General features: G+C 30.2%; 9 protein-coding genes, 2 tRNA genes and 2 rRNA genes. 8 read left to right on the top strand and 5 right to left on the bottom strand.

What is annotated here, in order from left to right; all coding sequences use genetic code 11:
• Window positions 1-2 precede the first annotated feature (2 nt).
• From ACBT_RS01680 to ACBT_RS01645, 8 genes are all read left to right on the top strand, one after another.
• A complete protein-coding gene (locus ACBT_RS01680; protein ID WP_024775852.1) occupies window positions 3-653 on the top strand; it encodes an HAD family hydrolase in 651 nt (216 codons plus the stop codon).
• Window positions 650-1,816 carry a UDP-N-acetylglucosamine 2-epimerase gene (neuC, locus tag ACBT_RS01675; protein WP_024775853.1) on the top strand — a complete coding sequence of 389 codons (1,167 nt, stop codon included), beginning with the start codon at window positions 650-652 and terminating at the stop codon, window positions 1,814-1,816. The genes ACBT_RS01680 and neuC overlap by 4 nt, the downstream gene beginning before the upstream one ends.
• Complete coding sequence (locus ACBT_RS01670; protein WP_024775854.1) at window positions 1,813-2,472, top strand: PIG-L deacetylase family protein; 660 nt, start codon at window positions 1,813-1,815, stop codon at window positions 2,470-2,472. Before neuC ends, ACBT_RS01670 begins: the two co-directional genes overlap by 4 nt.
• The gene (locus ACBT_RS01665) at window positions 2,469-3,515 is read left to right on the top strand and encodes a nucleotidyltransferase family protein (protein WP_024775855.1); all 1,047 of its coding nucleotides are present in this window, start codon (window positions 2,469-2,471) and stop codon (window positions 3,513-3,515) included. The genes ACBT_RS01670 and ACBT_RS01665 overlap by 4 nt, the downstream gene beginning before the upstream one ends.
• On the top strand, window positions 3,516-4,424 hold the full coding sequence (locus ACBT_RS01660; protein ID WP_024775856.1) for a Gfo/Idh/MocA family oxidoreductase: 909 nt from the start codon (window positions 3,516-3,518) through the stop codon (window positions 4,422-4,424).
• Complete coding sequence (locus ACBT_RS01655) at window positions 4,421-5,125, top strand: acylneuraminate cytidylyltransferase family protein (RefSeq protein WP_024775857.1); 705 nt, start codon at window positions 4,421-4,423, stop codon at window positions 5,123-5,125. The genes ACBT_RS01660 and ACBT_RS01655 overlap by 4 nt, the downstream gene beginning before the upstream one ends.
• Entirely contained in the window at window positions 5,118-5,888 is a 771-nt protein-coding gene (locus ACBT_RS01650) for an oxidoreductase (RefSeq protein WP_024775858.1), read from the top strand. The genes ACBT_RS01655 and ACBT_RS01650 overlap by 8 nt, the downstream gene beginning before the upstream one ends.
• A 751-nt stretch (window positions 5,889-6,639) precedes the next feature.
• The gene (locus ACBT_RS01645) at window positions 6,640-8,676 is read left to right on the top strand and encodes a motility associated factor glycosyltransferase family protein (RefSeq protein WP_024775859.1); all 2,037 of its coding nucleotides are present in this window, start codon (window positions 6,640-6,642) and stop codon (window positions 8,674-8,676) included.
• A gap of 109 nt (window positions 8,677-8,785) precedes the next feature.
• Here the strand turns inward: ACBT_RS01645 and ACBT_RS01640 are convergent, their stop codons facing one another.
• From ACBT_RS01640 to ACBT_RS01620, 5 genes are all read right to left on the bottom strand, one after another.
• Entirely contained in the window at window positions 8,786-9,628 is an 843-nt protein-coding gene (locus tag ACBT_RS01640; protein ID WP_024775860.1) for a flagellin, read from the bottom strand.
• A 434-nt stretch (window positions 9,629-10,062) separates the two neighbouring features.
• A 5S ribosomal RNA gene (gene rrf / locus ACBT_RS01635) occupies window positions 10,063-10,178 on the bottom strand.
• Window positions 10,179-10,344: 166 nt separating this feature from the next.
• A 23S ribosomal RNA gene (locus tag ACBT_RS01630) occupies window positions 10,345-13,258 on the bottom strand.
• Window positions 13,259-13,629: 371 nt separating this feature from the next.
• Window positions 13,630-13,705, bottom strand: a tRNA-Ala gene (locus ACBT_RS01625).
• 10 nt (window positions 13,706-13,715) lie between these two features.
• Window positions 13,716-13,792: transfer RNA gene (locus ACBT_RS01620), tRNA-Ile, on the bottom strand.
• Between the last annotated feature and the right edge of the window lie 75 nt (window positions 13,793-13,867).

The following is a 13,867-nucleotide window of genomic DNA, read 5'->3' as shown; positions in this document are numbered from 1 at the left end:
GTATGGTTAAAGCAGTTATATTTGATTTAGATAATACTCTTTATGATGAAAATTCATATTTCCTAAAGGTTTTTGAAGAATTCTCAAGGATTTATCATATAGACTTTAATTTATTTAAAAATATTTTTGATGATAGATTTATATTAGGGAGTAGAGATATTTTTACTGATATTTTGAAAGAAATAGATTTTTATTCACAAGAGAAGCAAAAACAACTATTTGAATTGTATAAGAGTATTGATTGTAATTTGAAATTGTATAGTGAAGCTTATGAATTAATAAATTATTTAAATAATAAAAATATAAATATTGCAATTATAACAAATGGGGTATTAGAAGCACAAAAAAATAAAGTTAGAGTTTTAGATATAGAAAGAATTACAAATAAAATAGTTTATGCAAGAGAGTTTGGGAAAGAGTTTGAAAAACCACATGAAAAACCATATATACAAACTTTAAAACTTTTAAATGTTAAAAAAGAAGATGTTCTTTTTATAGGAGACCATCCTTATACAGACATTATTGGAGCAACAAAAGTTGGAATAAAAGCTTTGAGATTTATGAATGGTTATGCTTCAAATATTGAGTTTCCACATAATTATAATATTAATAGCTTACTAGAAGTAAAGAATTTTTTGGGAGAAAATAAATGAAAAAAAAGATATTAGCAGTAACTGGAATTCGTTCTGAATATGATATTTTATATCCTGTTTTAAAAGAGTTACAAAATAGTAAAAACTTTGATTTAAAAATTGTTGTTACTGGTGCTCACCTTTCTGATTGGCATGGATTTACTTTAGAAAAAATAGAAGAAGATGGTTTTGAAATAGTTGAAAAAATTGATTATTTACTTATGACAAATAGAAAAACTCAAAGATCCAAAGGAGTAGGACTATTAATAGAAGGACTTACTCAAACTGTTGATAGGGAAAAACCAGATTTTTTAATTTTTGTTGGAGATAGAGAAGAAAGTATAGCAACTTGTGTTGTTGGTAATTATATGGATGTTTTAGTTGCCCATATTGGAGGAGGAGATCCTGTTTATGGAAATTCTGATGATCCAATAAGAATAGCTTGTAGTAAACTTGCTCATATTCATTTTGCTACAGCAAATACTTATGCAGAAAATATAAAAAAATTAGGTGAAGAAGAGTTTAGAATCTGTTTTAGTGGAAATCCTGCACTTAATAATATTTTAGAAACAAAAATAATTGATAGAAATGAGTTAAGTGATTTTCTAAAGATTGACATCGCCAATAATGAATATATAGTTGTTTTAAAGCATCCATTATCATCGGAAGTTAAAGATAGCTATGAACAAATGAATATATCAATGAAAGCAATCAGTGAATTTGCTATCGAGAAAAAAATTAAAGTAATAGGTATTTATCCAAATACAGATCCGGGTTCTTATGATATTTTAAAAGCTATAGATGATAATTGTAATGAAAACATAAAATTTTATAAAACTTTACCAAGAGAAATATTTGTTAATTTAATGAGAAATGCAAAAGTTTTAGTTGGTAATTCAAGTATGGGTATATTAGAAGCACCACTTTATAAATTGCCAGTTGTAAATATAGGAAATAGACAAAAAGGTAGGTTAAATGCTGGAAACGTTGAATTTGTAGGATATGATAAAATTATAATTAAGAATGCTATTAATAAAGCTTTTTACGATGAAGACTATAGAGAATTTGTAAAAAATTTAATAAATCCTTATGGAGATGGCTACGCTCACAAAAAAATTGTTAGTTTTTTAGATGAAATTAATTTAAATGATGAAAAATGGTATACGAAAAGAAAACTAATATGAAAAACAAAATTCTAGTAATAGCAGTTCATCCAGATGATGAAACATTGGGCTGTGGTGGAACATTACTTAAGCATAAAGCAAATGGAGATGAAATACATTGGCTTATATGTACAACCATAGATAAAAATCATAACTATTATGAAACAAGAGAAAAAGAGATTGACGAAGTATCAAAACTATATAATTTTGATAGTGTGCATAATTTAAGATTAAAAACTATGCAAGTAGATGAATATAGTATGAGTGAACTTGTAGGAAAAATCTCACAAGTGATAAATGAAGTTAAACCAAATATTATATATCTTCCATTTAAAGGTGATGTTCATAGCGATCATAGAAAAATATTTGAAGCAAGTTATAGTTGTACTAAATCATTTAGATACCCATTTGTCAAAAAAATATATATGATAGAAACTTTAAGTGAAACAGAGTTTGCCCCAAGCACTAAAGAAGATAGTTTTATTCCAAATGTATTTGTAGATATAAGTGAATACTTTGATAAGAAAATTGAGATTATGAAAGTTTTTCAAAGTGAAATAGCAGAACATCCATTTCCACGAAGTGAAAGAAATCTAAGAGCATTAGCAACACTTAGAGGTGCTACTTGTGGTTATGAATATGCTGAAAGTTTTGTGCTTTTAAAGGAAATCTTATGAAAAACATAGAAAATATAAAATTAAAACAAAATTCAACAATAAAAGAAGCATTGGAAATAATAGATAAAGGTTCGATGCAAATAGCATTAGTAGTTGATGAAAATGATAAATTGTTAGGTACTTTAACTGATGGAGATATTAGAAGAGGGCTTCTAAAAAATTATACTTTAGATGATACAATAAATGATTTATATTTTAAGAAACCTATTACATCTTTAAATACCGAGTCAAAAGATAAAATTATACAAAAAGCTATAAAAAATCAAATTTATCAAATTCCAATTATAGATAAAAATAATATTTTAGTTGATATAGTAAATTTATCAACTTTACTTAAAACTACAAATAAGAGAAATAGAGTTATTTTAATGGCAGGAGGACTTGGTACAAGATTAAGACCACTTACAGAGGATATTCCAAAACCAATGTTAAAAGTTGGAAATAAGCCTATTTTAGAAACAATTATTAAAAATTTTGCAAGTCATGGATTTGTTAATATTACAATTAGCTTAAACTATAAAGGTGATATTATAAAAAACTATTTTAAAGATGGAAGTGATTTTGGTGTAAATATAGATTATATTAAAGAAAATACAAGGCTTGGCACAGCTGGAGCTTTGAGCCTTTTAAAAGATAAACCAAATGAGCCTTTTTTTGTAATGAATGGAGATTTATTAACTGATGTAAATTTTTCAAATTTATTAGATTTTCACTCCTTTGCAAATGCAAACGCTACCATGTGTGTAAGAGAGTATGAGTATCAAATTCCGTATGGAGTAGTAGAAACAATTAATGATAAAATAATTTCAATAGTAGAAAAACCAATAAAAAAATTCTTTGTAAATGCAGGAATTTATGTATTATCTCCAAATATTTTTGAATTTATTCCAAAAAATGAGTTTTTTGACATGCCAACACTTTTTAATATATTGATAGAAAGAAAAAGAAAAATTTTATCTTTTCCTATTCACGAATATTGGTTAGATATTGGAAGAATGGAAGAATATAAAAAAGCAAATGAAGAATATGGATTGGTATTTTAATTGAAAGTTTTAGTTATAGGCTTTGGCTCAATTGGAAAAAGACATTATGACATTTTATCTAAACTATTTGGAGTTCAAAATATAGATTTGGTTACTAAACAAAATATTGAAAATAAAATTTGTTATAAAAATTTAGAAGTTGTAGATAAAATAAACCAATATGACTATTTTGTAATAGCATCAGAAACAAACAAACATTTCGAACAATTAAAATATTTAGAAGAAAATGTAAAAAATAAATTAATTTTTTGTGAAAAACCTCTATTCGAATCAAAAAAAGATTTAAGAATAATAAATAATAAAATATTTGTTGGTTATGTTCTTAGATTTCATCCATTACTTGAAAAATTAAAAGACTTGTTAAAAGATGAAAATATTATTTTAGCAAATGCAAAATGTGGACAATACTTACCATTTTGGAGACCAAATACAAATTATAAAGATTGTTATAGTGCAAAAAAAGAAGATGGTGGTGGAGTATTATTAGATTTAAGTCATGAAATTGATTATATTCAATGGTTATGTGGGCAAATAAATGAGATAAAAAGCTATCAGGTGAAAATTTCCGATTTAGAGATAAATTCTGATGATTTAACTATGTTAATTGGAAAGACATACAAAGATATTTTGGTAAACATTTCAATAGATTATATAAGTAAAAATACTCATAGAAGATTATTTGTTGAAACTTTTGAACATACTTATGAGTTAGATTTTATATCAGCTAAATTAACTAAAAAAAATAAAACTGGACTTGAAGAAATATATAGTTTTTCAAATTTGGAAAGAAACTATATGTTTGAAAAAATGCATTTAGATATTTTTAATCTACAAAAAAATATCTGTACTTTTAAAGAAGCTTTAGAAGTAATGGATACTATATCAACTATACAGGAGCAAAACAGATGAGTAATATCTTATGTACAATTTGTGCAAGAGGTGGTTCAAAAGGTGTTAAAAATAAAAATATCAAAGAATTAAATGGAAAACCGCTTATTGCTTATACTATAGAACAGGCAAAAGATTCAGGTCTTTTTGAACATATTGTAATTAGTACAGATAGTGATGATATCGCAAATGTAGCAAAACAATATGGAGCAGAGGTTTTTTTTAAAAGAAGTGAAGAAATGGCAAGTGATACTGCAGGTAAACTTGATGTTATAAAAGATGCTTTTAAAAGAAGTGAAGAACACTATAATAAAACTTTTGATTATTTGATTGATTTAGATGCAACTGCACCTCTTAGAAGTGTAGAAGATATAATAAACTCTTTTAAACAGTTTAAAGAAAATGACAATGATAATTTAATAACAGCAATGCCTAGTAGAAGAAGTCCATATTTTAATTTAGTTGAGCAAGATAAAGATGGAAAAGTATATTTATCAAAAAAACTTGATAATTCAATTGTAAGAAGACAAGATGCTCCAAAAAGCTATGATATGAATGCTTCAATTTATATTTGGAAAAGAGATATTATTTTAAATAAAGACTCTCTATTCTTAGAAAATACTGGGCTTTATGTTATGCCAGAAGAAAGATCAATAGATATAGATAATGAACTTGATTTTAAATTTGTAGAATTTCTAATGAAGGAAAAAAATAATGCTTAAAGAAAAAGTTGTAGTAATTACAGGTGGAGCAGGTCTTATAGGAAAAGAATTTGTAAAAGCTGTTGTTGAAAATGGTGGCATAGCAATAATAGCAGATATAAATAAAGAAATAGGATTAAAAGTAAAAGACGATTTATCAAAAGAGTTAAATACTATAAATATAGATTTTATAAAACTTGATATTACTTCAAAAAGTTCTTTAAATAATTGTATAGATTCTTTAAATGATAAATATCAAAGAATTGATGCTTTAGTAAACAATGCTTATCCTAGAAATAAAAACTATGGAAGACATTTTTTCGATGTTGAATATGAAGATTTTATACAAAATTTGGGATTAAATTTAGGAGGGTACTTTACTGCATCTCAACAATTTGCTCAATATTTTAAAAAACAAGGAAATGGAAATATTATCAATATTAGTTCTATTTATGGTATAGTTGCTCCAAAATTTGAAATATATGATAATACACATATGACTATGCCTGTTGAATATGCAGCTATAAAATCAGGGCTTATTCATCTTACAAAATATATGGCAAAATATTTTAAAGGTATGAATATCAAAGTAAATGCTTTGAGTCCAGGAGGAATTTTTGATAATCAACCAGAAGCTTTTTTAGAAAAATATAAAGAAAAATGTTTAAATAAAGGAATGCTTGATAATAGTGATTTAAAAGGAACATTAGTTTATTTATTAAGTGATATGAGTAAGTATGTAAATGGACAAAATATAATTGTTGATGATGGTTTTAGTTTATGATAAAAAAAACTAGTCTAAACTACTAGATTATGTAGCAGATAGTATTACTACTATTAATAATTCTTAAAACAAGATTGTATAGTATTACTTCGAGATACAGATGCAACTTAAATTAATACTTTATAAAACAATTTAAGTATTAATAGCTTTTAAAAAAATGAGGTCAAAATTTTAAAATAATAAAAATTTAATAAATATAAAAGAACCGTCTTATAAAGAATAACTTAAATAATCTCAACTATTTTTTAGAGTGTTCTTTATAATTTGATTTTTTGAGCATTTTTTAATAAAGTGTTCAAATGATCAAATTAAAATTGATACATTTTTTAGATCAAAGTTCTATAAAAATTTATTGTTCTCACAAATATTAAACTAACAAGTTTACTTTTTTTATATTAAATTAAATAGAATTCTCATTTCTATGCTTGCACTCACTTTGAAAAATGTTCCTATTGATTCAATATCGGTAAAATCTATATCCAAAGTTTTAGCTCTCTTATTCCTAAGATGTCTCTATAATTTGCAAGCTAAGTCTTTAGTCTTATCCAAAATATAAATATCGTGTCTTTTTTTACAATATCACCCCCCCGAAAAAAACATGATATAACAAACCTCCAAATTTATATATAGGTATTTAAATCATAAAAGGAAGAAAACTTGTTTATTAGCCTTTGTGAGAACTATGAGTTTCATAGAACTTCAATCCATATTTTAAACTTTGATTGATAAATGTATTATAACGAGGATAAACATGACAGAAGCCCAAATACAATTACAAAATGCACTCACAACTACATTTTTAGCAAATCTTGCTTTTTTAAGCGAGTACGACAACGAACTTTATCATAGAATAGATGAGCTATCAAGAATGATAGAAAACGGAACTTATGAAGAGAAGTATGCATTAGAATTTAATATGCAAGATGGTGATTTTGATATATTTGATATTGTAAATAATAAATATTTATATAATAAACAACCAAAAAAGAAGACTGATGAACTTGTAAGAAAAGTTGAATTAGATGAGAAAAATGCAATTTTAAATGTAGAGGAGCTTTTTTTATATAAAAATATATTTGATGTAAAGGCTGAAAATAGATTTAGTTTTAATAAAGATGAAACTTTAGCTTATTCTTCTAATAAAATGAAAGAGTATACAAATATTACAAAAGATTACCTAGATGATAAAAAGAAGAAATTAAAAAATATTAAGAAATTTATATTTTTAGGAACTCTTTTAGGAAGACATATTCCAAGAATATCAAAAAAGGTTAATGCTGATTTATATATCGTTTTAGAGAAAAACTTGGAAATTTTTAGACTCTCTTTATTTACAGTTGATTACAAGATTTTGGCACAAAAAGGTGTGATTTTCTCGATAATGGATGAAGCATATAAAGAAGAAGAGAAAATAGGGTTATTTTTAGATATATATAAGTATGATAATTATCTACTAAAATTTTCAACAACGGGAATAAATATAGATAGCTATATTTCAAGAATTTTAGGGATTATAGCTTCAAGTAAGCCAACAATTTATGACTATAATAGAATATTATATATATCTCTAAATAGAACAGCTAAAAGATTACAAGAAGAGTATAATTTCCCACAATTTGAGACTATTTCTAAAGAGTTTGATTACCTTAAAAATACTCCAGTTTTATATATAGCTGCTGGTCCATCTTTAGATGAAAATCTTGAGTGGATAAAACAGAACCAAAATAGATTTCTTATAGTAAGTATTGGAGCAGCTTATAAAAAACTTTTAGCAAATGGTATTAGAGTTGATATTATATCTACAGTTGATGAAATGCAAATAGTAAATGATGTTCAATTTAATGATGAAGCTATAAAAGATATACCAGCTCATACAATAATTCTAGCTTCAGCAATAACAAATGATAAAACATTAAATAAATTTGATAAAAATAGAGTTTTTACCTTTGAACTATTTAAAAAACTATTTAAAAATAATATTGCTTTTCATGGGTATAGTGTTGGAGAAATAACTCTTCATATACTAATGTTATTAAATGTTAAAGAGATTTATCTAATAGGTTTAGATTTAGCATTAAATCAAAAAACAGGAGAAACACACTCAAAAAATAGTGATTCTGTTAAAAAAATATTTGATTTAAATAGGATAGATAATAGAAACTCTTTTGGATTAAATCATAGCACTTTAAAAGTTAAAGGGAATTTCCAAGATGAAGTAACAACATCAGCACTATTTTATACCTCTATAAATTTTATAGATCAACAAATTTTAAGAGATAAACCAGATGATATAAATATTTATAACTTATCACAAAATGGTGCTTATTTTAAATCAACAATTCCAACTAAAATTGAAGATATAAACATAGAGAGTTTAAAAGAAATTGATATTAAAAATATTTCAATAAAAGATAGATTAAAAGCTTTTTCAAAAAATCGATTAGATGAGAATGAAATATTAGATTTAAATTCGGATATCAAATATATAGAAGATTTTATAAATATTAATTTAAAAGAGATAAAAGATAAACAATTCAAAGATTTTGAAGAGTTTTATGAAAATTGTGTAGAAAAGATATTTATTGAGTTAGATGCTGTTAAATTTAGGATATTAAGTTTAATATTAGATAAATACTATTTATTGATTATTCCTTATTTAAAATATTATTTTAATGAGAAAACAGTAAAAGATGAGACTAAAAAGGTAAATAAGATAAAAGAGGTATTTATTTTTCAATTAATAGATATTTTAGAAGATTATATAAATATAACAAAAAAATTAGTATGATAATTTAAAGTTTATGCTTAAAAGAATAAAGGAAGGATTAAAACCTTCCTTTAAAAAAAAAGAGTTATTGGAAGCAAGTGAAGGATCACTTGCTTAAAATAGGATAGACTTATTGTAAAAGTCTAGATACATTTTGTTGAACAGCATTAGCTTGGCTAATAGCATAAGAACCAGCTTGAGCGATAATGTTTTGTTTGTTGAAATTAGCACTTTCAGCAGCATAATCAACATCTCTGATAATAGATTCAGCAGCTTTAACATTAGTAGCTTGAGTCATTAAGTTTCTAACAGCAGATTCAACTTGGTTTTGAGTCGAACCTATGTCCCCTCTATATCCATTTAATGTTGTTATAGCTTTATCAACTATAGTTTGTTGAGCTGAAGCAACAGTTTTTGTTAAACCACTTGCTGCTAAACTTAATCCCGTTAAAGATAATCCTTGTGTATTAGATCTAATTCCAGTATTTGTAATAACATCAGTAGCTTTTTCACCAATTTGGAAATTTAATCCTCCTGAAATTGCATTACTTGTTGCTGAAGCTTGTAAAAGAGCTGTACCATTATAGTTAGTTTGAGTTGCAATATTATCTAACTGTTTTAAAAGTTTTGTAATATCTTTTCTAATAGCTTCTCTACCATCAGCAGAAGTAGTATCAGTATTAGCTTGAATTAACTTAGCCTTAACAGTATCAAGAATGTTAGACTGTTCACCCATAGATTTATCAGCGATTTGTAATAAAGCAACAGCAGAGTTACCATTAGCAATACCTTGATTAATTGAAGTTGCTTGAGTTCTTAACTTATCAGCAATAGCTAAACCAGAAGCATCGTCAGATGCCTTGTTAATTTTTAAACCAGTACTTAGTTTTTCTAAAGAACCAGTAATAGTTTTAGTAGTGTTTTGAGCAGCTTCTTGAGCTGTTAAAGATGAAACGTTTGTATTAATTCTCATAATAAATCCTTTTTATTAATGACACATTGTGAATTTCTCACAGCTAATTTACTTTCTTGCTTCTTAATAAAAGTCCCAAGCATAGGAGCTAAAATAATTCAGCCCTTCGGATTACATTTAACCCTAATTTGTATAATGAAATTATTGCGAAACATTTCTTAATTTTAGATTAATAACATATTTAAAATACTATTTCTTTAGAAATAAAAAAAACAAAATATCAATTCAAAAGTTTTTAGGATTATTAAATATAAAATAGTAGTTAATTTGAATTTAATTAATAAAAGAGATTTTCTAAATATATATTTATATATTAAAACCTAAAAAAACCCCATAAAAAAAGCCTTCACCAAACCACTAAAGAAAGCATTTGCATCTTAATAGTTTGATAAAGGCTAGAACTGGTACTTTTATACCATAATATTACTCAAATGAACTGGCAGCGACCTACGTTTCCACAAGGGGACCCTGCAGTATTATCGGCGATGAAGTGCTTGACTACCAGGTTCGGAATGGGGCTGGGTATTTCCACTTCTCTTTAACCACCAGCAAATTCGAGTGTTAAAAGCTTGAATAAACTCTTAACACTCAAATTGTGATTTTGAGAATCTAATGTTAAAGTCTTTATTTGTATTTCATATTTGTATCTATATTAATAAACACTAATTAAACATAATAAATATGCTTAATAAGATAGTAAACCAAAGAAAATTGTTTAAAATAAGCCAAACGTTCTATTAGTACTGGTCAGCTAAAGGGCTTACACCCATTACACATCCAGCCTATCAACCAGCTAGTCTTGCTGGGAACTTCAGGGAAAGTTCATCTTAGAGTTGGCTTCGAGCTTAGATGCTTTCAGCTCTTATCACATCCCAACGTGGCTACCCAACGATGCTCTTGGCAGAACAATTGGTACACCAGTGGTTGGTTCATCCCGGTCCTCTCGTACTAGGGACAAATCTCTTCAACTTTCCTACGCCCACGGAAGATAGGGACCGAACTGTCTCACGACGTTCTGAACCCAGCTCGCGTACCGCTTTAAATGGCGAACAGCCATACCCTTGGGACCGACTACAGCCCCAGGATGCGATGAGCCGACATCGAGGTGCCAAACCTCCCCGTCGATGTGAGCTCTTGGGGGAGATCAGCCTGTTATCCCCGGCGTACCTTTTATCCTTTGAGCGATGGCCCTTCCACGCAGAACCACCGGATCACTATGACCGACTTTCGTCTCTGTTCGACTTGTTGGTCTCACAGTCAAGCTAGTTTATGCCATTATACTCAACGATGGATTTCCAACCCATCTGAACTAACCTTTGTAAGCCTCCGTTACTATTTAGGAGGCGACCGCCCCAGTCAAACTACCCACCAGACATTGTCCTGAATGAGGTTAACTCATCGCAGTTAGTAACTCAAATATTCAAGGGTGGTATCTCAAGGATGGCTCCGACTCTACTGGCGTCTAGTCATCATAGCCTCCCACCTATCCTGCACATGAATATCCAAGCTACAGTGTCAAGCTGTAGTAAAGGTGCACGGGGTCTTTCCGTCTTTCCGCGGGTAGGAGGAATTTTCACCTCCACTACAATTTCACTGGATCCCTCTTTGAGACAGCTCCCATCTCGTTACGCCATTCATGCAGGTCAGTATTTAACTGACAAGGAATTTCGCTACCTTAGGACCGTTATAGTTACGGCCGCCGTTTACTCGGGCTTCGATCAAATGCTTCGCTTGCGCTGACATCATCAATTAACCTTCGAGCACCGGGCAGGCGTCACACCTTATACATCCACTTACGTGTTAGCAAAGTGCTGTGTTTTTGGTAAACAGTCGGGAGGGACTCTTTGTTGCAACCTCTTTAGCTTTTTGGAGCAAGTCCATATACCAAAGTAGGCACACCTTATACCGAAGATACGGTGCTAGTTTGCAGAGTTCCTTAAAGAGGGTTCTTCCACGCGCCTTAGAATACTCATCCCACCCACCTGTGTCGGTTTACGGTACGGGCAACATATAATATACTTAGTGGCTTTTCTTGGCACGACAGTATCATCGATTCTCCATCTCCTCCGAAGAGTGTCAAGAGCCTGTAAGATCTCGGTCTAACGTTAAGCGGATTTGCCTACTTAACAACCTACATCCTTCGAGCCACACTTCCATCCGTGACCTCGATTAACTCTATGCGTCCCCACATCGCGCTTATATGTTGGTATTGGAATATTAACCAATTTGCCATCGTCTACCCCTTTCGGACTCGACTTAGGACCCGACTAACCCTACGATGACGAGCATCGCGTAGGAAACCTTGGGTTTTCGGCGAACAGGATTCTCACCTGTTTTAACGCTACTCATGCCTGCATGCTCACTTCTATCCGCTCCAGCACTCCTTACCGGTATACCTTCAACGCTGAATAGAACGCTCTCCTACCACTCAATTAAAAATTGAATCTAAAGCTTCGGTGTACATCTTAGCCCCGTTATATTTTCCGCGCAGAATCACTAGACCAGTGAGCTGTTACGCTTTCTTTAAAGGATGGCTGCTTCTAAGCCAACCTCCTGGTTGTCACAGTAACTCCACATCGTTTTCCACTTAGATGTAACTTAGGGACCTTAGCTGTTAGTCTGGGTTGTTCCCCTCTTGACGACGGATTTTATCACCCACCGCCTGACTCCTGTGATTCCACATATAGTATTCATAGTTTGATAGGGTTTGGTACCGCGGTAAGCAGCCCTAGCCCATTCAGTGCTCTACCCCTATATGCTACAACACAAGGCTATACCTAAATATATTTCGGAGAGAACCAGCTATCACGAAGTTTGATTGGCCTTTCACCCCTATCCACAAGTCATCCCAAGACTTTTCAACGTCAGCGGGTTCGGTCCTCCACTGGCTCTTACACCAGCTTCAACCTGCTCATGGATAGATCACTTCGTTTCGGGTCTGCAGCATCTGACTATGTCGCCCTATTAAGACTCGCTTTCGCTACGGCTTCGCACTTGGCTTAACCTTGCCAGACACCACAACTCGCAGGCTCATTATGCAAAAGGCAGTCCATCACCCTGATAAATCATAGGGCTCTGAATGATTGTAAGCTAATGGTTTCAGGTTCTATTTCACTCTGCTCGCTGCAGTACTTTTCACCTTTCCCTCACGGTACTTGTTCACTATCGATCTGTAAGTAGTATTTAGGATTGGAGGGTGGGCCCCCCAGCTTCAGTCAAAATATCACGTGTTCCGACCTACTCAGGATACTATTAGCGTTATTGAGAATTTTAATTACAGGAGTATCACCTTCTATGCTCTAGCTTTCCAACTAATTCATCTATTCTCTTTAACTACACATTATAGTCCTACAACCCCCAATGCAAGCATTGGGTTTGTCCTAATCCGCGTTCGCTCGCCGCTACTGACGGAATCTCAATTGATTTCTCTTCCTCTGGCTACTGAGATGTTTCACTTCACCAGGTTCGCTCCCCGTAGGGTAATATAATTCTCATTATATTGGGTTGCCCCATTCAGAAATCCCCGGATCAAAGCTCTTTGGCAGCTCCCCGAGGCTTATCGCAGCCTAATACGTCTTTCATCGCCTCTTACAGTCAAGGCATCCACCATTAGCCCTTAATAGCTTATAAACGGAGCCTAAAAAAATCTTACGATTTTATTCAGGTTCCTTTTTTCTTGCCTAAAAGTTATAGTAAACTACAACTTCTAAATTTGATAATATTCTTTGGCTACTATCTTATTAAACATATTGTTCAATAATATAGTTGTGTTATCTATAGTTATATTTAATATCTCTATTAAATTTTTTAGATATGAAATTTTTTTATTTAAATTCAAATATCGCTATTCAAATTTACGAAAAAATTTTAAAGACTTTAACATTATATTTTTAAATATCATTTAGAAACCTATTTTTTTAAGTTCTAATATAAATCTTATAATCATATTATAAAACTTATATTAAAACTTTAAAAGCTCTTACACTCTTAAGTTTAATAGATGGTGGAGAATAGCGGGATCGAACCGCTGACCTCCTGCGTGCAAAGCAGGCGCTCTCCCAGCTGAGCTAATTCCCCAGATTATTTATGGTGGGCCTATCAGGACTTGAACCTGAGACCTCACGATTATCAGTCGAGCGCTCTAGCCAGCTGAGCTATAGGCCCCTTCACCTATTTTTTCAAATAATCTTTATAAACCGAACATATTATCTTAAATCTTCTTTGTTTTTCTGAATAGTT

This window comes from Aliarcobacter cibarius (genome assembly GCF_013372265.1).
Taxonomy (GTDB): Bacteria; Campylobacterota; Campylobacteria; order Campylobacterales; family Arcobacteraceae; genus Aliarcobacter; species Aliarcobacter cibarius.
The sequence above is the reverse complement of the archived record's forward strand: the minus strand, read 5'-3'. Positions and strand labels throughout refer to the sequence as shown.